Origin of the sequence: Ralstonia condita, assembly GCF_958405655.1 — a bacterium.
GTDB lineage: Bacteria > Pseudomonadota > Gammaproteobacteria > Burkholderiales > Burkholderiaceae > Ralstonia > Ralstonia condita.
Window position 1 is genome coordinate 1 of sequence record NZ_CATYWO010000002.1, and the last position, 25185, is coordinate 25185.

Sequence of the window (25185 nt, forward strand, 5' to 3'; positions counted from 1 at the left end):
CGGTGTACACCGCCATGATCACCGCCGTCACGCGCTGCGCGAGGAAATCCTTCAGGCCATAGTGCGCGCCAACGACCAGGCGCTTGGGACCAATTGCGTGCTGTGTCATGTTATGCGTTTGCTCCAAACAATTTGAATGCCACGATTGCCGTGAGCGCCAACGACACCGCGAAAACGGCCATGGCCGTCCGCCGGCTGTTCATCTTGGTGGTGGCGTTGTGGTCCACGTCCATCCACAGGAAGCGCAACCCGGCGCAGAAGTGATGAAGGTACGCCCAGCTCAATCCCAGGACGACCACTTTTACAGGCAAGGTCGCCAGCGTCTGCCTGAAGCCGTCGAAGGCGGGCTCGGAAGCCAGGCTTCGCCCGAAGAGATGCAGCAGGAATGGCAGGGCCAGGAACAGCAGTGCACCACTGACCCGATGAAGAATCGACACCCTCGCCGCGACCGGCATGCGGTACTTGGTGGTGATGTCGGTGAAACCGATGTTCCTGTAGACGGCAGTTCCTTTTCTTGAATGGTTTGCCACGTTGTTCTCCAGACAGACTCCGTATAGATATGAGGTTGATCAAGCTTGTGGGCAGGCTCGGCGCCGTGGTGCGTCGGTCTCCAGCAATCAGCCTGTGCCTGCCACACCGGCGAGCGCAAGTGACACGGCCGCGACGGCGGTCAGCAGGCTGCGCAACCCGAAGTACCACGCCGGAATCGCTCTGCCCCGCCAGAACATGGCATCGACCACCCAGCAGACGGCCAGCACGATCGCCAGCCTGACGAGGGCAGCGCGAGGCTCCCCACTGATCGTCACGGCCCACGCGGCGAGCGACGGCACGACGCTCCAGGCAAGCTGAACGAAATGCCTGCGGGTGGCGACGGACTCGCGCAATACAAGACCCCAGTGCACGGCACCCACGAATGACGCGATGGACGCCCCATACATCAGCAGCGCATGTTCGTATTCACCGCTGGCGGCAGCGCTCCGCACGCAAAGCCACGCCAGCACAACGAACGGGATGAGACCGCCGATGCCAAGCACCACAGCAAGGACGCGCGCGTCCATCGATCGTCCGCTCATGATTTTGGCGGCACGAGCAACCGGCCATGGCCGCCATCCACGCTGATCTGCTGACCCGTGACCCAGGAAGCGGCGGGGCTGAGCAGGAATTCGGCAAGCGCTGCGGTGTCGTCACCCTGTCCGAGCCGGCCCAGCGGGTTGGCCTTTGCGAGTCGCTCCGCAACCGTCGGGGAGCCGGTCAGCCGTGCTGACATGGCCGACCTTGTCAGCCCCGGATGAATGCAGTTGACGCGGATGCCACGCTCCGCATACGTCGCGGCGGCGGACTGCGCAAGCTCCCCAACCGCAGCCTTTGCGCTGGCAATGGCTTCGTGATTCGGGAAGCCGGCAGTTGCGGCAACGGAGCCGATCAGCACGGCACTCGCGCGCGCCTTGTGCGCAATGGCCTGCTGCACGAACAGGCGCAGCACATTCCACGCTGAGACGAAATTGGTGTCGAGTGTCTGCCTGAGCTCGTCGTCCGACGTCAGGTGAAGCGGCTTGATGACGATGGATCCGACGCAATGCGCCAGCCCTTCCGGCGCACCGAACTGCGCGACACCTGCCTCGATGGCAAGCTGGGCACTGTTCTTGTCGATGACGTCGGCAGGGCAGACCAATACCTCAGGTGATGCAAGCGATGCAGCGAGCGTGTCCAACCGGTCCCGATCCCGCGCCGTCAGGACCAGCGGGATCCCCGCGTGGTTCAATCGCCGCGCGAGCGCGCTGCCAACGGCGCCGCTGGCACCGGTAATCCAAACAAATCCCATTGTTACGTCCTAACGTGTTCTGGCCTTGAAGCGACAAGCAACTGGCGCTGATGCATGGTGACCGCTGGCTCCGTCAACCGGCACGCGCCAGCTCGCGGTTCATCAATCCTTCCTGACGCACGATTTCCGCAAGCGCGGTCTCGAGCAGTTGGGCGGCGCGATTCGCGACGTTGCCAAGACGGCGGTGCAACAGGGCATCGCTCGGTGATCGCGATATGCATTCATCGCTGTAGCGTTGAAACGCACTGAGCTGCAGCACAAGTTCGGCAAGGTGCCGTGGGCATTCGCATTGGATGGCCGATGCGATGCCCGCGAGCGAGGCAAGCGCTTTCTCGTCGAACCGGCGCATTGCGCGCGGCGCGGTACCGGCATTCAGTCTGTCTGCCTGACGGTGCGCCGTCGCCCAGTCGGCCAGTTCTGCGATGAGGTGCGCGGGCCTGGCCTGCGTGTCGGCCCGACGGACAACGCGTATGCCCGCGAGCCCCGCCAATTCGGTCGCACGGCTGCTGCCAAATGCGTAGATCACACTGACCGCCTTGGCATGCACGGCTTCTGACAGCGACACGATGCGCGCAACCGTCTCGTCATGCAGCGAGGGGACGGAGACCAGCAACGCGTCCGCCGTTATCCCGGCATGGGCGTGTTGAAAAGCGTCTTCGAGGGAGCTCGCGTACGCGCAAATGCGCATACTGCCAAACGTCGCGCCGGCGCCCGGCATGTCGACCGGGCCGACCACCAGCAGAGAGAGCGTCTCGGGCAGTTCTGCCTGCGTGTCCTCGGGCGATAGCATCAGCGCCTTCAGGGCCTCCCAGTCCAGGCCAGCGATCGCGCTGATGGGGTGGCCTTGATCCACGAGAGTCCTGATCAAGCGCAGACGTCTCACGTCTTCGTCTGAATACAGCCGCTGCCCTGAGGGCGTCTTTGGGGGGGAGACCACGGCATACCGACGTTCCCAGATCCGCAACGTGGCAGCGGGCATCCGCGCCAGCCGCGCCGCTTCGCCGCTTCGATAGCGACGTGGCTCCATTGAGGTGAAGTGCTTTCCCACGGTCTCTCCTGATCACAACGTCAGGCTAGCGGCTGACTGCATCAGAAGACAAAACCTTTTTACGCCGGTGAAACGTCTCGTCAGTACATGAGTCGAGAATGTGTTGATATTCGTGGCCGAAACCGCGAGCAGAGGCGCACTGCGAACCGCCTGACGTCCCTATACTCAGGACCAAGTTCACAGCCATGCCGAAAGTCGCCCTCGGCCAGTTTCGTTTCATGAATCGAGAAGATGAGTCAGCCCGCGTCGCTGTCGTAGGCGGCGGCATTGCCGGCCTCGCTTGTGCGCATGTGTTGTCGCAAGGCGGACATCGGGTCACGGTGTTCGAGAAGAGTCGCGGTGTTGGTGGCCGCATGAGCACGCGCCGCGGTGACGGCTGGCAATGCGACCATGGCGCGCCGGACTTTCAGGCGCACGACGCGAAATTTGCAGGGGAGGTCGCGCGCTGGACAGCGGCGGGCGCGGTTGCGCCATGGCCTGCGCGCGTCGTGTCGTTGTCTCTGGGCATGCCTCCCGTGGCCACCCCGTCCGTTACACGATATGTGGGTGTGCCGGGCATGACGATGCCGGCTCGGCTGCTGGCTGCGGGTGTGAAGACGGTCACGGCCACGACCATCAACGCGCTGATACGCGAAGACCATTTCTGGCGGCTGTCGTCTGTCGAAAGCGGCCTCGTCGATGACCGGTTCGACATCGTCGTCGTCGGTGTTCCGTCGCCGCAGGCCGTGCCGCTGCTCGAGCGGCCAGCGCCTGATTTGGCGCATGCCGCCGCGAGTGCCCGGATGCGGCCGGTTTGGGTCGTGATGGCGCAGTGTGAAGGCGATGCAGACCTGGGCTTCGATGCGGCGGTGGTCAACGCAGGGCCGTTGGGCTGGATTGCAAGCGATACCAGCAAGCCCGGCCGCACCGGCCACGGAACGTGGGCACTGCATGCGTCGTCCGCCTGGACCGATGCGCATCTGGAAGAGGCGCCGGAGGACGTTGCGCGCATGCTGGTTGCCGCATTTCGCGAACTGGGCGGGCCGGCAGTGCACGCCGCGACAGCGCATCGTTGGCGTTATGCGGTACCCCTGGAGCCGAGGGGTGACGATGCACCGGGTTACATGTGGCGCGCACAGGACGGAATCGGTGTCTGCGGCGATTGGTTGGCGAGTGGCAGTGTCGAAGGGGCTTGGCTGAGCGGCAGCCGTCTTGGGGAAGCGATCCAACGTTCCCTGATGTCCCAAGCATGCGAGCCGCGCGCCGAGCCACAGGTGGTTGAGCAATCCAGTTGACAACACAACAGGTGAGAACGATGCACGATGAACACGCTGCTTCATGGAGATCCCCGATGCTCAAACGCATATCGAATGCATTGCGCCTGTTGAAGCGTCCCCTGATGCCCAGCGCGGTCACACAAGCGCGCCGTGGGCGGTTGCAATGGCTCGCGCTTGTGCTTGCGGGCGGTGTCTTGATGGCCGGCTGCGCGCCGACGACTCCGCCACCGGGCATCTCCCCGGTTGCGCCATTCGATCTCCAGCGCTACCAGGGCCGGTGGTACGAGCAGGCGCGGCTGGACCATTCCTTCGAGCGTGGCCTGACGGATGTTTCGGCGACGTACGAGCCGCAACCGGATGGGAGCGTCCGCGTCGTGAACCGCGGCTTTGATCCCGCCACGGGCATGTGGCGAGAGGCGATCGGCAAGGCCCTCTTCACGGGCGACCACGATACCGGTTCGTTGAAGGTGTCGTTCTTTGGGCCGTTCTACGGGGGCTACCACGTGGCGGCACTGGATCCGGGTTACAGCTGGGCGCTCGTGGTGGGGCCGGACCGTAGCTACTGCTGGATCCTGGCGCGCGACAAGCATCTCGACCCGGCGCAGCGCGAGTCGATCGTTGCAAAGGCGCGCGCGCTCGGCATCGATACCGCAGCGCTGATCCGGGTGTCGCAGGATCGACAGGATCCGGCTGCGGTTCCTGCAAGATAAGCGGGCGGGCGCCGATGACGTTTACCGTGGTGTGGTTCAAGCGCGATCTGCGGGTGCACGACCATGCCCCGCTGCTCCACGCCGCCAGGCAAGGACCGGTGCTGTGCCTCTACGTGGTGGAGCCGGGTTACTGGGCACAACCCGACGCAGCGCTGCAGCACTACCTGTTCTTGCAGGAGTGCCTGCAAGATCTCGATGCGCAGTTGCGCGCCTGCGGGGCGGCATTGCAGGTTGCGGTCGGCGACGTGACGCAGATACTCGCCCGGCTGCACGCAGCGGCGCCTTTTGCCCAGCTGGTGTCGCACGAGGAGACCGGCAATGGTCACACGTTCGAGCGCGACCGGGCCGTGGCGCGTTGGTGCCGGGATCACGGCGTGACCTGGCGGGAATGGCCGCAGCATGGCGTGGTGCGACGGCTGCAGACACGCGATGTCTGGCACGCGCGCTGGCGCACACACATGCATGCGCCTTGCCTGCCGGCGCCCAGCACCGGCAGCCTGAAGGGCGTCGGTTTGCCGTGGGGCAAACAGGTGTGGCCTGCTGGCACAGCGCTTGGGTTGGCAGCAGACGCACCACGGCGCCGTCAGCGAGGCGGACGTTCCACTGGCCAGGCATGTCTGCAAGACTTCCTGCTCGAGCGCAGTCAGCGTTATCGGGGCGGCATCTCTTCTCCGCTCACCGCCCCCAGCGCATGCTCGCGGCTGTCGCCATATCTGGCCATGGGGTGCCTGAGCATGCGCGAGGTCGTGCAGGCCACCGAGCAGCGCCTGCTGCAATTGAAGGGTTGCGCTGATCCCGCGGCAGCCTGGCAGAGCAAGGGGCTGGCGGCATTCATCAGTCGCCTGCATTGGCACTGCCACTTCATCCAGAAGCTCGAATCCGAGCCCGCGCTGGAGTTTCGGAATCTGCACCGCGGCTATGACGGCCTGCGGGAGGCTGAATGGAACCAGGCCCACTTCGCCGCACTGGTGAGCGGGCGCACCGGCTGGCCGATGGTGGATGCCTGCGTGGCCATGTTACGAGAGACCGGTTGGATCAACTTCCGCATGCGGGCCATGCTGGTTTCGGTGGCGTCCTATCCGCTGTGGCTGCATTGGCGGCCGGTGGGCCTGTGGCTGGCGAGGCAGTTCCTCGACTACGAACCCGGCATCCACTGGAGCCAGATGCAGATGCAGGCGGGTACGACCGGCATCAACACCACGCGCGTCTACAACCCGATCAAGCAGGCGCAAGACCAAGACCCGCAAGGCACGTTTGTCAGGCACTGGCTGCCTGCGCTGCGGCGTGTGCCAGACACGTGGCTGCTGCAGCCGTGGCGCATGCCGCCCGAGGTGCAGGCGCGCTGCGGCGTGCGCGTCGGCGTGGACATCCCCGAGCCGGTCGTCGATCTGGAAGCGGCAACCCGCCAGGCCAAGGCACGCATCCACGCCTTGCGGGGGCGCGCCGACGTACGAAACGCCAACGCTGCCATCGTGCAAAAGCACGGCTCGCGCTTGCGGCGCGACCGGGTTGACCGATCCTCTCGTGGAACGGCCATGCCCCAGCAGCAAAGTCTGGATTTCTGATCGCCTCCATGCACAAGAAGCAAAACCTGCCGAGCAAGCAGTGCCCTCAATGTGGCTTGCCCTTTGTCTGGCGCAAGAAGTGGGCAAAGACCTGGGATGAGGTCAAGTATTGTTCTGAGCGCTGCCGTCAGGCGCGCAAGCGCACCGCCGGAGCCGAGGTGGCCACTTGAGTACCGTACTGTTCTGGTTTCGTAACGACCTGCGCCTGCACGATCAGCCAGCATTGCGTGCGGCATGCGCAAGCGGGGCCCAGCACATCGTGCCGGTGTACTGCCATGCCGACTACGACGAGCCGACCGCATGGGGTTTCGCCCGGGTCGGCCGTCATCGCCGCGCGGTGGTGTCGGCAGCCCTGCGCGATGTCGACCGCCAGCTTGCCGGCTTGGGAAGCGGCTTGCTCGAATGTCGCGGTCCGGCGAGCACCACGCTCCCTGCGTTGGCACGCGCTGTCGGGGCCACCGCCGTGGTGTGCGAGGAAATCGCCGCGCCGCAGGAGCAGGCCGAGGTCGAAGCATTGCGCAAGGCGGGCCTGCAGGTGCATACCCTGTGGCAGAGCAGCCTGCTCGAGCCCGGTGATTTGCCGTGGGCGGTGCACGCCTTGCCGCGCACGTTCACGCCCTTTCGCCAGGCCGTCGAGCGCGCGAAGGTCAAGCCGCCAGTCCCCCTCAAGGCACCGGCAAGGGTGCCGCCCTGGCCCGCCGGGATCGATATCCCCCTTGATCTGCGTCTTGCGCCAGCATCGGACCGTGCCAAGGATGACGGCCCGGATGCGCGCGCGTCATTTCCCTATGACAAGCCTGCGTTCGATGGCGGCGAATCGGCCGGTCTTGCGCATCTGAAGCAGTATCTGGCGCGCGAACTCCCGCACAGCTACAAGCGCACCCGGAACGGTCTGTCTGGAGTGGACTACTCGAGCAAATGGTCACCGTGGCTGGCCACGGGTGCGTTGTCGGCGCGCAGGATCGTGGCCGAGCTCCAGCAGTTCGAGGCCACGCACGGGGCCAACGAAGGAAGCTACTGGTTGTGGTTCGAACTGCTGTGGCGAGACTACTTCCGTTTTCTGCACCTGCAGCACGGGCGGCGGCTGTACCGGGCCGAGGGGCTCGCTCAGCACCCGCCCATGCGACACAACGCGCAGGGGTTCGAACGCTGGTGCGAGGCCCGCACCGGCGAACCGCTGGTGGATGCGGCCATGCGCGAGCTGCAGGCCACCGGATACCTCAGCAACCGGCTTCGGCAGGTGGTGGCCAGCTATCTGGTGTACGAGCTGGGGGGCGACTGGCGCGCGGGCGCCGCGTGGTTCGAAGCCCAACTGCTGGACTACGACGTCTACAGCAACCAGGGCAACTGGCTGTACATCGCGGGCCGGGGGACGGATCCGCAGGGTGGGCGGCGCTTCAATATCCGGAAGCAGCTCTCGCAATATGACGCTGAAGGTCAGTACCTTCGCCTCTGGGGAATGCCGTGACGGATCGCGCCAAGACTGTGCGGCTGGTGCTTGGTGACCAGCTCAACCCGATGCACTCGTGGTTTGCGGAGGTGGATCGCCATGTGGTCTACGTGCTCATGGAGGTGCGCCAGGAAACCGACTACGTGCTGCACCATGCGCAGAAGATACTCGCCATCTTTGCGGCCATGCGCGACTTTGCGCGGCACCTACGGGGGCAGGGCCACCGGGTGCACTATCTCTGCATCGATGACGCGAACAACACCCAGTCGGTGACGGAGAATCTCGGCGCACTGGCGCAAGCGGTCGGCGCCGAACGCGTCGAATGGCAATCCGCCGACGAGTGGAGGCTTGACGCGCAACTGCATGCGTGGGCTGCAACCCAGACACTGACCACCCACGAGGCCGACACTGAACACTTCATGACTGGCCGGCGCGATTTGGCAACCCTGTTTGCAGGCCGCAAACAGTGGCTGATGGAGCGGTTCTACCGGGACATGCGCCGACGCCATCATGTCCTGCTGGATGACAAGGGCGATCCGGAAGGGGGGCAATGGAACTTCGATCACGAGAATCGGAAGCCTTGGCGCGGTACGCCCCGCGAACCCGCCGACGCGCGTCCGCTCCATGACCACCGGGACCTGTGGGCCACGGTGGAACGCAGTGGCGTCAAGAGCTTCGGCGACCCGCAGGCCGACCGGTTCCGCTGGCCCTTGAATCGCGCGCAGGCGCTGGCCTGCCTGGAGGCGTTTGTCAGTCAGGCGCTACCGCACTTCGGCGATTTTGAAGACGCGATGAGCAGCGCCAGCCCCAGGCTGTTCCATTCGCTGCTGTCGTTCGCGTTGAACGTGAAGATGCTCCACCCGCGCGAGGTGATCGCCCGGGTGGAAGCGGCGTACCGGGAGGGCGGGGCGCCGCTGTCCGCCGTGGAGGGTTTCATCCGCCAGATCCTGGGCTGGCGCGAGTACGTGCGCGGTATCTATTGGGCCCACATGCCGGGGTATGACGCGCGTAACGCGCTCGGCCATCAGACGCCATTGCCGGCTTGGTTCTGGAACGGCAAGACGCAGATGCGGTGCCTGCAGCATGCCATCGGACAGTCATTGGAAACGGCCCATGCGCATCACATCCAGCGGCTCATGGTGATCGGCAACTTCGCACTGCTGGCGGGGCTCGATCCCGGGGAGCTTCATCGCTGGTATCTGGGCGTGTACATCGACGCCTTCGAGTGGGTGGAGCTGCCCAACACCGTTGGCATGAGCCAATGGGCCGACGGCGGCCTCATCGCCACCAAACCGTATGTCAGCAGCGCCGCCTATCTCGGACGCATGAGTGACTACTGCAAGGGCTGCCGCTATGACAGCAAGCAGCGGATCGGGAAGGACGCCTGTCCGTACAACGCGTTGTACTGGGACTTTTTCGATCGGCATGCAGAGGTGTTCAGCCGCAATCCTCGCCTTGGCATGGTGTATCGGCAGCTTGCCAAGATGCCGGATGGGGAGCGCGATGCCCTGCGCACGCAGGCTGCGTGGCTGCGCGCCCGGCTGGATACGCTATGAAAGGCCACACGTGGCATTTACCGGATGTCATGCCGGGATGGAACGCCGACTGGCGTTCGGTTCCATGTGCCGCATGGCATCTTGATCTCAACGATTCAGAGGACCCATCACCTTGCGCATTTTGCTGACGGGAGGCACCGGCTTGATCGGGCGGGCCCTGTGCCACCACTGGAAAGCCCAGGGCCATGAGCTCATTGTCTGGAGCCGCACGCCGCTCCGGGTGCCGGCGTTGTGCGCTGGCGCACGCGGCATCGCCGCGCTGCAGGAGCTGGAGGATTCGCCGCCCATTGACGCAGTGGTCAATCTGGCGGGCGCCCCGATCGCAGACCGCCCGTGGACAGCGGAGCGGCGCAAGGTCTTGTGGCGCAGCCGCATCGACCTCACCCGGCATCTGGTCGACTGGCTCGGCACCCTTTCGCACCGTCCGAACGTGCTCGTGTCCGGCTCGGCAACGGGCTGGTACGGCGACCGGGGTGATGCGCCGCTCGACGAAGACAGCCCGTCGGGGAACTCCGACTTTGGCAGCGAACTCTGCGTCGCCTGGGAACAGGAAGCCGCGCGAGCCGAAGCACTGGGTATGCGGGTCGTCTTGTTGCGCACAGCCCCCGTGCTTGCCCGTAACGGCGGCATGCTGGCCAGACTGCGTCTGCCGTTCAGCCTGGGGCTGGGCGGGCGTCTGGGCGATGGTCAACAGTGGATGCCCTGGATTCATCTGGACGACGAAGTCGGGCTGATCGATTTCCTGCTGCAGCGCGAAGACTGCCAGGGCGCTTTCAATGCCTGCGCGCCCTACATGGTGCGCAATGTCGAGTTCACGCGGACCTTGGCCCGTGAGCTTCGCCGCCCGGCGTTCTTCTCGGTGCCGGGCTGGGTGTTGCGGACGGGCTTGGGTGAAATGTCGGTGCTGCTGCTCGGCGGCCAGAAGGCGCAACCCAGACGCGCGCTGGAGGCGGGCTACCGGTTTCGTCATCCGAGCCTCGACAGTGCATTGTCGGACCTGCTTACCGATGCCGGCAGCGGTACGCGGCGGGCAGGCTAGGCGGAACGGCAGCGCAATCCGATGCGGTAGTCATAGCCGCCAGACCTTGTGATCCGCAATGCCATAGAGCCTTTCACCGGGAGCGACGGGTGCCGTCCAGAGGCCGGTGAACTCGCCAAAGGCCGGTAGCAGTGCGCAAGTCTTGCCAAAGCGGAAGCATGGCAGGCGGAGCCTGTCCCTTCCGCGTCCGCTGAGGATGACGCCGGGATGCACGTGCCCGGCAATCACGTAGTGGCCCGCAACGTCCTGGGGTTCATGGCAAAGCGCAAATGGCCCCATGGTCCACGGTTCTTCCACCACGTTGAAATCGAGGCTCGCTGGCGGGTCGCCTGCGTGGCGGTCATGATTGCCGCGTACCAGCGTGCACGCGATCTGTGCATGTCGGGCGCGCCAGGCAGCAAGCGCCTCTGTCGCGGCAACCGCCTCTCGCGCGTGCAGCAGGTCACCCAGCCATGCGATATGCGCGACAGGCAGCCGCGCCAGCACCGCGTCCAGCCTGGCGACTGCCCGGGCAGTGCTGCCTGCCGGCACGGGCACACCACGCGCACGGAACGTTGCAGCCTTGCCGAAATGCGCGTCGGCCACCATCAGCATGCGCTGCGCGGGCCACCACAGGGCGCGCTCCGGCAGGAGCCACAGGGTGTCGCCCGCGCACGGGATTGCAAGGTCTTGCGTCATAGCAGCGGTAGCGGCTTGGATGCCTTGCGCGGGCGGCGCGCGCGGCGGCGCGTCTTGTCCCCCGCATCGGGTGCTTCCGTCATGCGCAATGCCGCCTGCACGTCAGCGTCGATTTCCGGTCGGCTCCCGGCATCCGGATCGGTTGGTTCGGGGCCGGCGGCGCGCTCGGCTTCCGCCAGCATGCGGGCAATGCGGTCGGCCAGCTTCTCGGTCGATAGCTGTTCGCGAAAGCGTTCCACCATCAACGGAAACCCGAAGGGCGACGGCCGTTCCAGCGCGCGCAATTCCAGTTGCAGTCCGCGCATGCGGATGAGTGCCGCCTCGATGCGGTCGAGGTCGAGCTCCTGCCGCAGCACTTCGTTTTCTGCTTGCGTGAGCAGCAGGTTGCCTGGGTCGTGGCGGCGAAAGACTTCAAAGAACAGACCGGACGACGCCTGCAACTGGCGCGTGCTCTTGTGCGCTCCCGGATAGCCCTGGAACACCAGGCCCGACACCCGTGCGATTTCCCGGAAGCGGCGCTGCGCCAACTCGCTTGCGTTCAGGCTGGCGAGCACGTCCTGCATGAGCGTGCCGGTCGCAAACAGCTCGCCTGTGGCCAGAAGCGCGGGCCAGTCGACCGGCGTGGCCGACACGAGTTCGAGGCCGTAGTCATTGAATGCCAGCGAGAAGGTGGCGGGCGTGCGGTTGGCCACCCGCCAGGCCAGCAGGCTGGCAAGGCCGAGGTGGGCGTGCCGCCCCGCAAACGGATACAGGAAGAGGTGCCAACCCTCGCGTGACTGCAGTGTTTCGGCGACCAGTGTCGAGGCAGTGGGCAAGGCAGACCAGCGCCCCTGCAACTCCAGCATCGGCCGGGCAGCTTCCATTTCCGGGCCGTCGAAGCGGCCCTGCGCGGCAGCGTCGAGCTGTGCGACCACGGCATGCGCCAGCTCGGTCGAGAGCGGCATGCGTCCTCCGTTCCAGCGCGGTACGGCGGCGCGCTTGCCGCTCGCGCGCTGCACATAGGCCGTCATGTCCTGCACGCGTACGAGTTCGAGCAGCCGGCCCGCGAACAGAAAACTGTCGCCCGGACGCAGCCGCGCAATGAAGCCCTCTTCGATCGAGCCCAGGGCGCCGCCGCCTGCGCCACGCCACCAGCGCACGGTCATGGTGGCGTCGCTGACAATGGTGCCGATGCTCATGCGGTGACGGCGTGCCAGGCGCGTATCGGGCACCCGCCAGATACCGCATGCATCGGGGATGACGCGGCGGTAATCGGGGTAAGCGGACAACGAGTGCCCGCCCTGGCGCACGAAGTCGAGCGCCCATTGCCATTCGCCGTCGAGCAGGTCTCGGAAGGCCCATGCGCGGCGCACCTCCTGCAGCAGCGCCTCGGGCGTGAAGCCGCCGCCCAGCGCCACCGTCACCAGATGCTGGACCAGGACGTCCAGCGGCTTGTGCGGTGAAGTCCGGGCCTCCACCTGGCCCGACACGGCGGCCATCCGTGCGGCAGACCCTTCCACCAGCTCCAGGCTGTGCGTCGGCACGACCGTCACCCGCGATGGCCGGCCCGGCGCGTGTCCCGATCGGCCGGCCCGTTGCAGCAGCCGTGCCACGCCCTTGGGCGAGCCGATCTGCAGCACCCGTTCGACGGGCAGGAAATCGACACCCAGATCCAGGCTCGACGTGCAGAACACTGCCTTGAGGGTGCCCTGCTTGAGGCCGGTCTCCACCCAGTCGCGCGTCGTCCGATCCAGCGAGCCGTGATGCAGCGCGATCAGGCCCGCCCATTCCGGCCGCGCATTGATGACGGCCTGGTACCACAGCTCCGCCTGCGACCGAGTGTTGAGAAACACCAGTGCGGTGCTCACGCTCTCCAGCGCTTCCAACACGCGCGGCAGCATCGCCATGCCGAGGTGGCCGGCCCATGGAAACCGCCCCACGCCGTCGGGTAGCAGCGTATCGATCACGATGCGTTTTGGGATGTATCCCTGCACAAGCGTGCCCGTGGACGGCGCACTGGCATCGCATAGCGTGTCCATTGCCTCGGTCAGGTTGCCCAGCGTTGCCGACAGGCCCCACACGATCAGCCCCGGTGACCAGGTGCGCAGCCTTGCGAGCGCCAGCTGCACCTGGACGCCGCGTTTGTTGCCGACCAGTTCATGCCATTCATCGATGACCACCACGCGTACCGAGCCCAGCGCTTCGCGCGCATCGGCCCGCGCCAGCAGCAGCGAGAGGCTTTCGGGCGTGGTCACCAATGCCGTCGGCAGCCGGCGCGATTGTGCGGCGCGCTCGGCGCTTCCGGTGTCGCCAGTGCGCAGGCCGAGCGTCCAGTGCGGCGCCAGCGCGTGTGCCGCATCGCTCAGCGCGCGCGTGGTGTCGGCAGCCAGCGCGCGCATGGGCGTGAGCCACAGCACCGACAGGGGAGGCGCACCGCCGCGCCCGCGCTGCTCGGCGAGCTTCTGCAGCGCGCCCAGCCAGACCGCATAGGTCTTCCCGGCGCCGGTGGTCGCGTGCAGGAGGCCCGATTCGCCACGGGCCATGGCAGACCACACCGCACGCTGAAACGGCATCGGTGTCCAGCCACGCGCGGCAAACCACGCATCGAGATCGGGCTGTGCGGATTCACTCATGATGCGGGTAGCAGGCTTTCCAGCGTCTGCAGCGTATCGGCTTCGCTGACCGGCTTGTCCTGGCGCCAGCGCAGCATGCGCGGAAAGCGCACCGCAATGCCGCTCTTGTGGCGCGTGCTGCGGGCGATCCCTTCGAAACCGAGTTCGAACACCATCGTCGGCGCCACGCTGCGCACGGGCCCGAAGGTCTCCAGCGTGGTCTTGCGGATCGCTGCATCCACCTGCCGGATCTCGGCGTCGCTCAGGCCCGAATAGGCCTTGGCAAACGGCACCAGCTTGCGGTCGGGCACCTCGGCGGGCGCGTCCCATACGGCAAAGGTGTAATCGGTGTAGAGGCTGGCACGGCGTCCATGACCGCGCTGCGCATAGATGAGCACGGCGTCCACCGAAAACGGATCGACCTTCCACTTCCACCACACGCCCACGTCTTTCGTGCGGCCAACGCCATAGTGCGCATCGCGGCGCTTGAGCATCAGCCCTTCCACGCCGAGTTCGCGCGAGGCTTCGCGCTGGCGGGCGAGATGGTTCCAATCTTCGCCCTGAAGAAGAGGGGACAGCTCCAGGGCCGGGTGGACATGTGCTGCGACCACCCGCTCGAGCTGCGCGCGCCGCTCGGCTTGCGGCCGGCTGCGCCAGTCTTGCCCCTCCCATTCGAGGAGGTCATAGGCGAGCAGCACGGCGGGCGCATCGCGCAGCACGCGGGCGGTGAGCGTCTTGCGCCCGATGCGTTGCTGAAGCCGGGCGAACGGCTGCACGCGCCCGTCTTGCCAGACGACGATCTCGCCGTCGAGAACCGTTCCCACGGGTAGCCTCTCGGCCATGGCCGACAGCTCGGGAAAGCGATCAGTGAGCAGCTCCTCGCCGCGCGACCACAACCAGGTGCCGCCGGCACGGCGCACCAGCTGGGCGCGGATGCCGTCCCACTTCCATTCGACTTGCCAGTCGCTGGCCGGACCGAGGAGTGGGGTGAACGCTTCCACGTCGGCTTGCAGCGGGTGCGCCAGGAAGAACGGATACGGGTGCCCGGCGTCGAGCGCATGACCGATGGCATCTGAATCGGCCAGCAGCGCGCGATAGCGCTGGGCTGTGGGCGCCTGGCTGATGTCCGTGTAGCCCATCAACCGCTGCGCGATGTGCTTCGGGTCAATGTGACCGACCTGGGCCAGCGCACGCGTGACCAGCAGCTTGGACACGCCCACACGGAACGCGCCGGTGATGAGCTTCATCAGCACCAGCCGGGCATGCAGCGGCAAGCCGCGGCATAGCGCGGCCAACTGGGGCAGCACCTGTTCTGGTGGTTGCCCACGCAGCGGCAGCAGGCGGGCCTCCATCCATGTGGCGAGGGAGGCGTCGTCCACGTGGTCCGCTTCGGGAAGCACCAGGGCGATGGTCTCGGCCAGATCGCCCACGGCCTGGTAACACTCGTCGAACAGCCATTCTGGCAGGCCCGATGCGGATTGCGCAAAGCGGGCCAGCACACGCACCGGCACGAGCTGCCGAGGCTTGCCGCCGGCCAGGAAATACACGGCCCACGCGGCGTCGGCATCCGGCGCCGTGCGGAGGTAATCCACGAGCGCGGCCAGCTTGGCGTTGCTCGACGTGGTCGCGTCGAGCCGGGCGTAGAGATCTGCGAAGGTTCTCATGCCTCTGGAGCCGCAGGCAGGATTGCATTGTCGGGCTGCGGACCGTCGATTTCCGGCGGCGCGCTCTCGTCGCCGTACTCCGTGGCGAATGCGCTGGCCTCCAGGCCACGCTCGCATAGCCAGCGGACCAGGGGCGCGACCTGCCCGTGCATGACCAGGACCCGCGAGGCGCCGGACGCCTCGATCGCCTGCTGCAAGCCGGGCCAGTCTGCATGGTCGGACAGCGCGAATCCGCGATCGACGCCCCGACGCCGGCGCGCGCCGCGAAGCTGCATCCAGCCGCTTGCGAAGGCATCGGCGTAGTCACCGAAACGGCGCATCCACGGCGTGCGCTGTGCCGAGGGCGGCGCCAGCACCAGCGCCCGGCGCAGCTCCGCGCGCGGGATATCGGTGGCCAGTCGGGTCATGGGGAGCGCAATGCCGGCGGCGCGATAGGCCGCGTCCAGTTGGAGCATGGCGCCATGGGAGACGATGGGGCCGATGCTGGTCTCGAGGCCCGACAGGATGCGCTGCGCCTTGCCGAATGCGTAGCAGAAGACGACGCTGGTGCGTCCGGCCTCGGCATTGCCACGCCACCACGCATTGAGCTGCGCAAAGAGCTCGTCTTGCGGGCGCCAGCGGTAGATCGGCAGCCCGAAGGTGGACTCCGTGATGAATGTGTCGCAGCGGACCGGCTCGAAGTGGGCGCACGTGCGGTCGGGCTCCACTTTGTAGTCACCCGAGACGACCCAGACCTCACCGCCGTGCGCGAGCCGCACCTGCGCAGAACCCAGGACATGGCCAGCGGGATGGAAGCTCACCTGCACACCGTGGTGGACGATGGACTCGCCGTAGGGCAGCGTCTGGAGCGGGATGTCGTCACCCAGCCGCGCGCGCACCACGCCGGCCCCTTCGCTCGCGGCAAGATAGTGCCCGTGTCCCGAGCGCGCGTGGTCGCTGTGCGCGTGCGTGATGATGGCGCGGTCAACGGGCCGCCATGGGTCCACGTAGAAATCGCCCGCAGGGCAGTACAAACCGTTGGGTGTCGAAACAATCAGGTTGGTTGGGCGCATGCCGGCTACGACTCGACGGTGCATGGGTGAATCGGGCCCGGTGTCACGGGCTCCGCCCCCTGGGGCGGCCACAAGCCGCATTGCGCTGCGGCGCGCCTCACCGGCCCGACGGGACCGGCTTACGTTGCGGGTAGCAATTTTGAGGCGCGCACCGTGACAAAGCGCACGATCGTGTCAACGCATGTCGACACCGTGCGGATCGGATCCGGGACGCAGCACCGTACCTTACCCGCGCGCGCGCGTCTCGGGATGGCAGGTCGGCGCATTTTTCCCACGCAAAGCCAATTCAGGCCCAATGCATTGGCTGCAACGTCGCGTCACGTGTCCCAGCATCTTATGCACGGGGCAGGCATCGCAGCCGGGCGCCGTGCGATGCGCAAACCTGGCCGACGGTGATCTCGATGTGCGGAGGCCGGCCCGGCCGAAGACCGCATCAGCCTGTTTCACGTGTGAATCACTTCTCACCGGTTGCCTGGAAAGCGGTCCCCCTAAAAACGGTCGGCCTGGGCGGAGGCGAGCCTTTGCATCGCCTGGCGCGAAATTTGCGCAACTTGCCAACCTGTGCAGCGCACATCGTTGCGGAGACATCCGCCATGACGCGGAATCATCCAGACTGCCCGCAATCCCGCCTCGGACGCCATGACGGTGGCGACTTCGCATCCCATGCGCGTGACGGCCGACAACGTCGGCCATGCCGTCGACGCCACGCCGTGGCGCAAGGTTTCGACGCGCTGAACCCCCTTGGCCGCAACGCCGCTACAACCCTGAAACGATTTCGATTCCAGGGCGAGGGCCAAGGCGCCTGCAGGTCAGTTGCATGCATGCGGTCACGACGCCGTTCGCCGTTCACGTGACGGCACTGACAGGACAACACCAGGCGTCGGGAGGGAATGGCACGAGGGCCGTCGAATCCGTGGCATGGCAGTGTTTGGCAAACCGGGACGAGCGCCTCTTCAAGGTGAAAGAGGCGCATTGGGTCAAGGGGACGAATCATGACATGCAAACATTGCGCGCCATCGTGGACGTGGATGCGGCAGGGCCTGCTGGCCGCCACGCTCGGCTTGCTGGCAACCACTGGCCTTGCCGCGCCCAATGCGGCAAGCGGGCAGGGCAGCGCAGCCGGCAATCAGGGGGCGAGCGTTTCGTCGCATCTCCAGAACGGCAAGGTGGTCCCGCCACCACGCCCCTCCGTGCCAACGGTGATCGTGCCGGGTATGCCGCGCTCGCTCATGCGTGAAGCAGAACACGGCCATAGCACGGGCGGCACGATCGTTTCTCCGGCGTCGGTGCATCGCCAGAACGGCAATGTCTGGGTCGACTGACGGAGACGATCATGAAAAAGCTCATCCTGGCATGCCTGCTCGCATTGAGTCTGCTCGTCGTGTTCCGGCCGATGTCGATACCCTCGGCGCAGGCAGCGACGCCAATGAAGGTGCTCGTCCTGTATGACGCACCACCAAACGACCCTTACACCAACCTGGGGCTTGCCTACGCAATCATGCTGCGCAACCTGCTCGGGCATTGGAACACCTCGGTCAGTCTGGTACCGATCCAGAACTACACCGCGGGCTCTGTGCAGGCCAACCAGGCCACGTTCTACCTGGGCGATTACTACAACAACACGATTCCGCCGGCGTTCCTGCAGGACGTGATGTCGACCACTTCCACCGTTGTCTGGTTCAAGTACAACCTGTGGGAACTCGCGTGGGACACGGTCGATTACGCCAACCCGACCTTCACCCAGAAATTCGGCATCGCCTTCAACGAGGTGTACGGCTTCAACGGCAATGTCTATCCGTCGTCGAGCAATCCGAATCCGGGGTTCTTCGATACCGTGACCTACAAGGGCATGTCGATGGTGAAGTACTACAACTTCAACTCGACGACAGGCGTGGTCAGCGCGGACCCCGACATCGGCGTCACGCAAGTCACCGATGCAACGAAGGCGAAGGTGCTGGTGAACATCACGGACAGCCAGACCGGGGCCGTGGCGCCCTATGTGGTCCGCTCGGGCAATTTCTGGTATTTCGCGGATCAGCCGTTTTCGTACATCGGCCCGCGCGACCGCTATCTGGCGTTCTGCGACCTGCTGCACGACATTCTGGGCGATAGCGCGTCAACGGTGTACGCGCACCGGGCCATGGTCCGCTTCGAAGACATGAATGCGTACACCAGTACGAGTTCAATGAAGAAGCTGACGGACTATCTGTACAACAAACATATTCCGTTCTCGATGGCGACCATTCCGGTCTACACGGACCCGAACGGGTATTACAACAATGGCGTGCCGGAGACCATCACGCTGGCCAACGCGACAGGGCTGAAATCGGCGATCAACTACGCGCTCAAGCGAGGGGGCAGGGTGATGATGCATGGTTACACGCATCAGTACGAGAATGTGCCCAACATCGACAACGCGGTCAGCGGCAACGATTTCGAGTTCTGGTATGCAACGACAAACACGCCAACCGACGACGACTCGCTCCAGTGGGCGGGCGGGCGACTGGATGCGGGCCTGCAGCAGTTCACCAGCAACGGCTACACGCCGTTCGCCTGGGAGGCACCGCACTACGAATCGTCGCCACTGTCGATTGCCGCCGTACCGCCGCGCTTCAACTCGACGTACCAGCGCGTCGTGTACTTTGCGTGCACCAACAACACAACGAGCAGCGTCACCAACACCAATACCATCTGCAGCAATAGCGACCTGTACACCCTCAATTCAACGGCCAACAACCACGCATTCGCGGTCGGACAGTTCTTTCCGTACGTGATCTATTCCGACTACTACGGACAGCGCATCATTCCGGAGAATCTCGGCAACATCGAATACAACATCTGCAACATCGATCCGTTCTCGTGCCTGACCTACACCTGGCAGGACATCTATCTGAATGCGCAATATGCGTGGGTCGTACGTGACGGCTTCGCGTCGTTCTTCTTCCATCCGTTCTGGCTGGATTCGGATATGTCGGGGACCGCTGCGTCCAACGCATTCCAGGATTTCCAGAGTCTGGTGAAAGGCATCTCCGGTCTCGGATATCAGTGGGTGGACGCGAGCACGCTCAAATAGTGGCCGACGCTCATGGCAAGGCGGTGGACATCACGTCACCGCCTTGCCTCGCCTTTGACGGGTCAACCGGTTGTCGCGCCGCGCATCTGGTCATAACGGTCAGGGCAGGGCTGCTTCCGGCAGCCCCACCCGCGACGCTCGCGCAGCGGCATTCAGACAATCACACTGCGCGCTCCATCACTGGCTGAGTTGGCTGTTGGGGTACGCACCCGGCACCAGGATCGGTAGCTCCACGTCGGTCGCAGAGACGTTGTAGACGTTTGGCACTGCCGCCGTCGACAGATCGAGAGCCGACGTCACCGGAGGAATCTGCGTGCCAAGCGCAAAGTTGACGACGTTGGTTGCGTTCGGCAGCGAACTCGCGCTGACGATCGCGGCGTACTGAACGTGCTGCGGATAGAACAGCAGGCCAACCTGGTCGCCGTCCTGCAGTTGCTCGCCGATGGCGGGCAGCAAGACAGCGCCCGCATTCAAGCCCGGATCGTCTTGATGGTCGCCTTCCGCAAAGGCAGTCACCTGATCGTCCACCAGAATCAGCTTGCCGCCACGCAGAATGCCGACGCCGACGTAGGCAACCGCAGCCTGGACCGCACCTGTTCCGCGCGTCACCGCCAAGTCCGCGATGCGCGGCACGCCGGCCAGCACGCGTCCGCTCCCGCTGACGGTCTGGATCGGCACAAACACCGGGCTGGTTGCGCCCAGCGGCACGGAAGCGGTCAGGGTGGAGGCACTCGTGGGAATCGCCCCCGGCCCCGATAGGGACCCGACCGGGATGTGGTCCATCACCAATCCGACCGGCTGTGTGTTGGGGGCGCCAACCGTATCCGCCACCGACAGGCAGACCTTGGGGATCGCGTTGAATGCGTCGGAGTCGATGCCCTTCAACTGCCTGTCAAACCACGTGAGGATCGACGCCACACCGTTGACGCCTCCGCAATTGGCGGTGCCCTGGGATTGCCCTGCCAGCGGATTCATGTGCCCGCCTTCGGTCGTCAGCACCCGCACGTCCGCGCCCGTCGACGCAAAATAGCGCGCGTTCAGGTAGGCCTCGGTCACGTTGAACAGCACATCGCGGTTGCCCTGCAAGAACAGGGCTGGCACCTTGCGCAGCACCGCCTGGGTTTCGCCAAAGTTCCACGCTAGGCCGGCACGCTGCTGGGCTTCGAAATACCCGGTGCCGTGATCGAAGAAGAATTGCGTCAGCTCACTGCCGGACACGGGGCGCGGAGTTGCCGTCGGCAGACTGGCCAGGTTGAACAGATCGGTCTCGGTTCGCACGGTGCTGGCGAGCGGCCCCTGCACGCCGATGGTGTTGCACAGTGTTGCCACCAGCGGCGTATTCGACACGCCGTGCCCGCCGGGGCTTGCGGTCGTGGCGGTGGTGGCCAGCAGGCAAAGCAGCCCGCCATACGAGAGTTTCATGCCTTGGCCTGGCAGCAGGCTGTACAGCAAGTCGTACCAGGTGCCGTTGGGTACGATGGTATCGATGCGCGGGTCGAGTGCTGCCAGCGGCATCTGGAAACCGCCCCCGTAGCTGTAGCCGATCGTCCCGACCTTGATGTCTTTGGGGATGCCCGTCTGCGGCTCGGTCTGCACGTAAAGACTGTCGGCGTTGTCGTAGGCCCAGTCCAGGATGGCACGGGCATCCTGGACCTCGGCGCGCGGATCGATGATGCGGGCATTGCCGCCACCATTGGCCGGCACGCTGTCACCGTGCCCGCGTTCGTCGTAACTGATGACAACGTAGCCGTGGTACGGGAGCGCCTGGACCAGTTCGTCGATGGAGGTGAAATGCGGGTCGTCCGGGTGCAGGTCACCATTGGCGGCCAGTGTCTTCAGACGGTTGCCGCCGTAGCCATGGCTGTGCAGGACCACCGGAAAACGATCCCCAGGACAGCGCGAGGGCAGCATGACGGAAAAGTAGACCCGCGTCGTGGGCGTCGGATTTGCGGTTGGATCGAAATCGGACGGCACCGGCACGACGATCGAGTCGTTGACCACACTTGGCGCCAGGGGCGTGGCGCAGGCAGCCGCTTGTGAGGCAGGCGGCGCGGCCACAGTCGTGGAGGGCGAGCCCGCGGCACTGGCTGCAGAATCTGAGGAACCGCCTCCACAGGCAGCCACGAACAAACAAAGACTGGCTGCCAGGCAGCCATTGCGGATGTGCAGCATGTAGTCTCCTCCTGCCTCGGTCGATGTTTTCCATGTACGTGTGCCGAGGCTGCAAGGATTCTATTGACGCCGTTCTGTTTGAGACAGGCTGTTTTTTAGAGCCTCCCATCGAAAGGAGGGCGATGCTGGTTAACCCGGGCAACCGGGCGCCAGACTGACTGTCTGGCGCAACTTGCCATCCGCGCAGGAGGGGGCGAAACGCCATTCTGCGGAACATGCGCAAATCTCTGCCAGTCCCCAACCTCGGGACCTCCTTGACCTGATCCGGGCGGAGTCAGTCAACGTGCGCGCAAGGAATCAGCGGCAGGGCGGCTCGCTGATGTAAGTGTCGGCGCTGGCGCCGGCATCATTCTTCCATCAGCCTGACCCTGACCTTCTTGCCCTTCATCGTGCCGGCGTTGAGCTTGCGCAGCGCGTCTCGCGCGATGCCGCGCTCGACCGCGACGTAGGTCGAGAATTCCGTCACGTTGATCTTGCCGATCTGGTCGCCGCGAAAACCCGCATCGCCAGTCAGCGCGCCGAGCACATCGCCGGGGCGGATCTTCTCCTTGCGTCCGCCGAGGATCTGCAGCGTTTCCATGGGCGGCAGCAGCGGTGCATCGTTACCGGTATCGAGCTCGTCGAGCTTGTGCCATTCGACCTCGCGGCCCATCGCCTCTTCGATATTGCCGACGCGCCCCATCTCGTCCATGCTCGCGAGGCTCAGCGCCCAGCCGTTTTCATCGGCGCGGCCCGTGCGGCCAATCCGATGCACATACACCTCGGGGTCGGGCGTCACGTCAACGTTGATCACCGCTTCCAGTTGCGTGATGTCGAGCCCGCGCGCGGCAACGTCGGTCGCCACCAGCACCGAGCAACTGCGGTTGGCGAACTGGATCAACACCTGATCGCGCTCGCGCTGCTCGAGTTCGCCGTGCAGCGCCAGTGCGTGAATGCCCTGCGCGCGCAACACGTCGAGCAGGTCGCGGCATTGCTGCTTCGTGTTGCAGAACGCGAGCGTGCTGACGGGCCGATAGTGCTTGAGCAGCAGCTCGACCGCATGCAGCCGCTGGCTGTCGGTCACCTCGTAGAAGCGCTGGCGAATCTTGCTGTCGTCGTGACGCTCTTCGAGCTTCACTTCCTTCGGATTGCGCAGAAAGCGCTGGCTCAGCTTCGCAATGCCTTCCGGGTACGTTGCCGAGAACAGCAGCGTCTGACGATCGGGTGGACATTGGCGCACGACCGTCGCGATGTCATCGAAGAAGCCCATGTCGAGCATGCGGTCGGCTTCGTCCAGCACGAGCGTTTTCAATGCGCCGAGCGCGAGATTACCGCGCTCCAGATGGTCCATGATGCGTCCCGGCGTGCCGACGATGACATGCGCGCCGTGCTCGAGGCTTGCTGCCTGCGGACGCATCGGTGTGCCACCACAGAGGGTCAGCACCTTCACGTTTTCTTCGGCGCGTGCGAGGCGGCGGATCTCCTGCGCAACCTGGTCGGCAAGCTCGCGCGTGGGGCAGAGCACCATCGCCTGCACGTCGAAGTTGCGCGCGTCGAGCCGCGCGAGCAGAGCCAGCGCAAACGCCGCGGTTTTGCCGCTGCCTGTCTTGGCCTGCGCGATCAGGTCGTGTCCCGCGAGGGCGATGGGCAGGCTGGCAGCCTGGATCGGCGTCATGTCGGTGTAGCCGAGCTGCGCGAGGTTTGCGAGCACGGTTGGAGCGAGCGCTAGGGTACTGAAAGGTGTGGCGGTCGGTGCGATGGTCATGTCGTTGCGCTGGGTCACTTGTACGGCTTGCCTTCGAGTTGTTCGTAGACGACGGTGCCGTCGTCCGCTTCGAAGCGCTCGACATAGTTGCGTGCGCCGCATAGCGCGCAGCGGAACAGCGGCCCCTGGCCCTCATCCTTGATGACGACGTCGGACAGCTCCCACTGCGTGCCGCAGCTCTGGTTTTTGCAAGTGAATACGGTGGTCTTCAATTGGATTCGGTTGCGCTCGGTTGGGGATGAACAAGGTGGATCGAGGGTGCACCATCGATCGCCCTGAGCAAGGTCAGCGGATTCTCTCCCAAGTCGGGCCAGGGAGAAGCGAGAGTCTGGTTGTACCTAACTTTTCGGGGTCGATGTTAACTTTCTGCCGTGTTCTGCTCGACAGGAGGGCGGCCAACGAACCCGGGCGAGACCCATGGCAGGATTCGTTGGACTGCCGACCGCGATCTGGGTAAATCGCATATTTAACATAAGATACATTATGAGATTAAACGGGATCGAGGCGGGTGGCGATAACGTCGCGTCGCCTCCCCATCCCGAGCGCCAGTGAAGCCCGCTTCGCATCTGGCCAACAAGCGTTGCAGCACCGACACACCGCTTGGACGCGTCGGGGATTTTCCAGTCCATTCGCCGGCGCGTTGGTTAGACTGAATTCTCAAGGCGTTCCCCAGGTAAGGATCATGTGTCGCTGGCTGGCCTATTCAGGCAATCCCATTCAGATGGAGACGGTGCTGTTCCGGCCCCGGCACTCGTTGATCGACCAGAGCCTGCGTTCGCGCCTCGGTCACACGACCACCAACGGCGACGGGTTCGGCATCGGATGGTACGGACGCCACTCCGAAGTGCCGTTCCGCTACCGCTGCCTGCACCCCGCGTGGAACGATACGAACCTGCGCGAAGCCGCGCGGGCGATCCGGTCGTCGATGTTTGTCGCGCACGTGCGTGCGGCAACCGACACCCCCGCGCAGGAAACCAACTGTCACCCGTTCCGCTATGGCCGGTGGCTCTTTGCCCATAACGGACAGATACGCGACTACCCGACGGTTCGCCGTGATCTGATGATGGAAGTCGCCCCCGAGCTTTTCCGCTGGATCGAGGGCTCGACGGATTCCGAGATCATGTTTTTCCTGGCCCTGACCTTTGGGCTGGACCGTGAGCCGCAAGCCGCGCTTGAGCGGATGGTCGGCTTGATCGAGGATGTCGGCCACCGCAACGGCATCGAGCATCCGCTCAACATGACCGTATGCGCGACCGACGGCACGCAGATCGTTGCGGCTCGGTATTCCAGCGAGCGGGATTCGCGCTCGCTATTCCACAGCACGTCGTTCCGGCATCTGCGTGCGCTCTATCCAGATGATTCCAGCATCACCGATGCCGGGGACGCGGCATTTCTGGTCCTGTCGGAACCGCTCGTCGACCTGCCCGACGCCTGGGCGGAAATCCCCGAAGAGACCGTGGTGATCGCCAAGGATGGCCGGGTCGAGCATCACCGGTTCACGCCACGGCGGCCCGGTTTCGAGCTCCCGGCCAACCAGCCGACCTACGGCCGCGAGGCAAGCTGACCACCCCCAACCTTGGTGTGGAGAAAGAATCACACCAACCTGCATGCTCCCGCACTGAAACCTCCTGACAAAACGGTGTCAGGAGCCCCGCGTTACCCTGCCGCCCGCGACTTGTGCTGTAGAGCAACCGGATTTCAATAATCCGCTACAGTTTACGGCCCGAATTCTGATTGCCGGCGCAGCCTCAGCAATGCGGCCGCC

General features: G+C 65.1%; 22 protein-coding genes and 1 pseudogene. 10 read left to right on the forward strand and 13 right to left on the reverse strand.

The annotated features are described in order from the left end of the window. The 5 genes and pseudogenes from R2N03_RS06610 to R2N03_RS06630 form a co-directional block, all read right to left on the reverse strand. A pseudogene (locus R2N03_RS06610) lies at nucleotides 1–109 on the reverse strand (succinate dehydrogenase, hydrophobic membrane anchor protein); the annotation flags it as partial. A gap of 1 nt (nucleotide 110) precedes the next feature. Further along, the gene (sdhC, locus tag R2N03_RS06615; protein ID WP_316656613.1) at nucleotides 111–530 is read right to left on the reverse strand and encodes a succinate dehydrogenase, cytochrome b556 subunit; all 420 of its coding nucleotides are present in this window, start codon (nucleotides 528–530) and stop codon (nucleotides 111–113) included. Between the two features lie 87 nt (nucleotides 531–617). Further along, nucleotides 618–1073: a DUF3429 domain-containing protein gene (locus R2N03_RS06620; protein ID WP_316656616.1), complete on the reverse strand. Its 456-nt coding sequence runs from the start codon at nucleotides 1071–1073 to the stop codon at nucleotides 618–620. Then, nucleotides 1070–1822, reverse strand: a complete 753-nt coding sequence (locus R2N03_RS06625) for an SDR family NAD(P)-dependent oxidoreductase (protein ID WP_316656619.1) — start codon at nucleotides 1820–1822, stop codon at nucleotides 1070–1072. The genes R2N03_RS06620 and R2N03_RS06625 overlap by 4 nt, the downstream gene beginning before the upstream one ends. 73 nt (nucleotides 1823–1895) lie before the next feature. Continuing rightward, complete coding sequence (locus tag R2N03_RS06630; protein ID WP_316656621.1) at nucleotides 1896–2870, reverse strand: MerR family transcriptional regulator; 975 nt, start codon at nucleotides 2868–2870, stop codon at nucleotides 1896–1898. 218 nt (nucleotides 2871–3088) lie between these two features. On the opposite strand from R2N03_RS06630, the gene R2N03_RS06635 reads away from it, so the two are divergent. From R2N03_RS06635 to R2N03_RS06665, 7 genes are all read left to right on the forward strand, one after another. Next, on the forward strand, nucleotides 3089–4144 hold the full coding sequence (locus R2N03_RS06635) for an NAD(P)/FAD-dependent oxidoreductase (RefSeq protein WP_316656623.1): 1056 nt from the start codon (nucleotides 3089–3091) through the stop codon (nucleotides 4142–4144). 104 nt (nucleotides 4145–4248) lie between these two features. Next, nucleotides 4249–4836: a lipocalin family protein gene (locus tag R2N03_RS06640; RefSeq protein WP_316657770.1), complete on the forward strand. Its 588-nt coding sequence runs from the start codon at nucleotides 4249–4251 to the stop codon at nucleotides 4834–4836. A 14-nt stretch (nucleotides 4837–4850) separates the two neighbouring features. Beyond that, nucleotides 4851–6401, forward strand: coding sequence for an FAD-binding domain-containing protein (locus R2N03_RS06645; protein WP_316656625.1), 1551 nt, complete (start codon nucleotides 4851–4853; stop codon nucleotides 6399–6401). An 8-nt stretch (nucleotides 6402–6409) separates the two neighbouring features. Next, nucleotides 6410–6571: a DUF2256 domain-containing protein gene (locus tag R2N03_RS06650; RefSeq protein ID WP_316656627.1), complete on the forward strand. Its 162-nt coding sequence runs from the start codon at nucleotides 6410–6412 to the stop codon at nucleotides 6569–6571. Continuing rightward, nucleotides 6568–7869 (forward strand): DASH family cryptochrome, encoded by a 1302-nt coding sequence (locus tag R2N03_RS06655; RefSeq protein WP_316656629.1) that lies wholly within the window; start codon nucleotides 6568–6570, stop codon nucleotides 7867–7869. The genes R2N03_RS06650 and R2N03_RS06655 overlap by 4 nt, the downstream gene beginning before the upstream one ends. Beyond that, nucleotides 7866–9407 carry a cryptochrome/photolyase family protein gene (locus R2N03_RS06660; RefSeq protein ID WP_316656631.1) on the forward strand — a complete coding sequence of 514 codons (1542 nt, stop codon included), beginning with the start codon at nucleotides 7866–7868 and terminating at the stop codon, nucleotides 9405–9407. The genes R2N03_RS06655 and R2N03_RS06660 overlap by 4 nt, the downstream gene beginning before the upstream one ends. 112 nt (nucleotides 9408–9519) lie before the next feature. Then, nucleotides 9520–10446 (forward strand): TIGR01777 family oxidoreductase, encoded by a 927-nt coding sequence (locus R2N03_RS06665; protein WP_316656633.1) that lies wholly within the window; start codon nucleotides 9520–9522, stop codon nucleotides 10444–10446. A 30-nt stretch (nucleotides 10447–10476) separates the two neighbouring features. On the opposite strand, the gene pdeM is transcribed toward R2N03_RS06665, so the two are convergent. From pdeM to R2N03_RS06690, 5 genes are all read right to left on the reverse strand, one after another. Next, complete coding sequence (pdeM, locus tag R2N03_RS06670) at nucleotides 10477–11124, reverse strand: ligase-associated DNA damage response endonuclease PdeM (RefSeq protein ID WP_316656635.1); 648 nt, start codon at nucleotides 11122–11124, stop codon at nucleotides 10477–10479. Further along, nucleotides 11121–13736: a ligase-associated DNA damage response DEXH box helicase gene (locus R2N03_RS06675; RefSeq protein ID WP_316656638.1), complete on the reverse strand. Its 2616-nt coding sequence runs from the start codon at nucleotides 13734–13736 to the stop codon at nucleotides 11121–11123. Before R2N03_RS06675 ends, pdeM begins: the two co-directional genes overlap by 4 nt. Next, nucleotides 13733–15379 (reverse strand): ATP-dependent DNA ligase, encoded by a 1647-nt coding sequence (locus tag R2N03_RS06680; protein ID WP_316656640.1) that lies wholly within the window; start codon nucleotides 15377–15379, stop codon nucleotides 13733–13735. The genes R2N03_RS06675 and R2N03_RS06680 overlap by 4 nt, the downstream gene beginning before the upstream one ends. Beyond that, a complete protein-coding gene (locus R2N03_RS06685) occupies nucleotides 15376–16455 on the reverse strand; it encodes a ligase-associated DNA damage response exonuclease (RefSeq protein ID WP_316656642.1) in 1080 nt (359 codons plus the stop codon). Before R2N03_RS06685 ends, R2N03_RS06680 begins: the two co-directional genes overlap by 4 nt. Before the next feature lie 464 nt (nucleotides 16456–16919). After that, complete coding sequence (locus tag R2N03_RS06690; protein ID WP_316656645.1) at nucleotides 16920–17228, reverse strand: hypothetical protein; 309 nt, start codon at nucleotides 17226–17228, stop codon at nucleotides 16920–16922. A 195-nt stretch (nucleotides 17229–17423) separates the two neighbouring features. Between R2N03_RS06690 and R2N03_RS06695 the strand changes: the two genes are divergently transcribed. Both R2N03_RS06695 and R2N03_RS06700 read left to right on the forward strand, forming a co-directional pair. Next, nucleotides 17424–17753 carry a hypothetical protein gene (locus R2N03_RS06695; protein WP_316656647.1) on the forward strand — a complete coding sequence of 110 codons (330 nt, stop codon included), beginning with the start codon at nucleotides 17424–17426 and terminating at the stop codon, nucleotides 17751–17753. A gap of 11 nt (nucleotides 17754–17764) precedes the next feature. After that, nucleotides 17765–19504 carry a DUF2334 domain-containing protein gene (locus tag R2N03_RS06700; RefSeq protein WP_316656651.1) on the forward strand — a complete coding sequence of 580 codons (1740 nt, stop codon included), beginning with the start codon at nucleotides 17765–17767 and terminating at the stop codon, nucleotides 19502–19504. A gap of 177 nt (nucleotides 19505–19681) precedes the next feature. On the opposite strand, the gene R2N03_RS06705 is transcribed toward R2N03_RS06700, so the two are convergent. From R2N03_RS06705 to R2N03_RS06715, 3 genes are all read right to left on the reverse strand, one after another. Beyond that, nucleotides 19682–21505, reverse strand: coding sequence for a CocE/NonD family hydrolase (locus R2N03_RS06705; RefSeq protein WP_316656652.1), 1824 nt, complete (start codon nucleotides 21503–21505; stop codon nucleotides 19682–19684). Nucleotides 21506–22022: 517 nt separating this feature from the next. Then, entirely contained in the window at nucleotides 22023–23420 is a 1398-nt protein-coding gene (dbpA, locus tag R2N03_RS06710) for an ATP-dependent RNA helicase DbpA (RefSeq protein ID WP_316657771.1), read from the reverse strand. A 14-nt stretch (nucleotides 23421–23434) separates the two neighbouring features. After that, a complete protein-coding gene (locus R2N03_RS06715) occupies nucleotides 23435–23632 on the reverse strand; it encodes a hypothetical protein (RefSeq protein WP_316656654.1) in 198 nt (65 codons plus the stop codon). Nucleotides 23633–24102: 470 nt separating this feature from the next. Between R2N03_RS06715 and R2N03_RS06720 the strand changes: the two genes are divergently transcribed. Next, entirely contained in the window at nucleotides 24103–24984 is an 882-nt protein-coding gene (locus tag R2N03_RS06720; protein WP_316656656.1) for a class II glutamine amidotransferase, read from the forward strand. The last annotated feature ends 201 nt before the right edge of the window (nucleotides 24985–25185 follow it).

Coding starts and splice junctions, on each gene's coding strand:
- R2N03_RS06700 (WP_316656651.1), top strand. CDS start 17,765: ATGAAAAAGCTCATCCTGGCATGCCTGCTCGCATTGAGTCTGCTCGTC.
- R2N03_RS06720 (WP_316656656.1), top strand. CDS start 24,103: ATGTGTCGCTGGCTGGCCTATTCAGGCAATCCCATTCAGATGGAGACG.
- R2N03_RS06625 (WP_316656619.1), bottom strand. CDS start 1,822: ATGGGATTTGTTTGGATTACCGGTGCCAGCGGCGCCGTTGGCAGCGCG.
- R2N03_RS06675 (WP_316656638.1), bottom strand. CDS start 13,736: ATGAGTGAATCCGCACAGCCCGATCTCGATGCGTGGTTTGCCGCGCGT.
- R2N03_RS06695 (WP_316656647.1), top strand. CDS start 17,424: ATGACATGCAAACATTGCGCGCCATCGTGGACGTGGATGCGGCAGGGC.
- R2N03_RS06680 (WP_316656640.1), bottom strand. CDS start 15,379: ATGAGAACCTTCGCAGATCTCTACGCCCGGCTCGACGCGACCACGTCG.
- dbpA (WP_316657771.1), bottom strand. CDS start 23,420: ATGACCATCGCACCGACCGCCACACCTTTCAGTACCCTAGCGCTCGCT.
- R2N03_RS06640 (WP_316657770.1), top strand. CDS start 4,249: ATGCCCAGCGCGGTCACACAAGCGCGCCGTGGGCGGTTGCAATGGCTC.
- R2N03_RS06620 (WP_316656616.1), bottom strand. CDS start 1,073: ATGAGCGGACGATCGATGGACGCGCGCGTCCTTGCTGTGGTGCTTGGC.
- R2N03_RS06635 (WP_316656623.1), top strand. CDS start 3,089: ATGAATCGAGAAGATGAGTCAGCCCGCGTCGCTGTCGTAGGCGGCGGC.
- R2N03_RS06650 (WP_316656627.1), top strand. CDS start 6,410: ATGCACAAGAAGCAAAACCTGCCGAGCAAGCAGTGCCCTCAATGTGGC.
- R2N03_RS06645 (WP_316656625.1), top strand. CDS start 4,851: ATGACGTTTACCGTGGTGTGGTTCAAGCGCGATCTGCGGGTGCACGAC.
- R2N03_RS06685 (WP_316656642.1), bottom strand. CDS start 16,455: ATGCACCGTCGAGTCGTAGCCGGCATGCGCCCAACCAACCTGATTGTT.
- pdeM (WP_316656635.1), bottom strand. CDS start 11,124: ATGACGCAAGACCTTGCAATCCCGTGCGCGGGCGACACCCTGTGGCTC.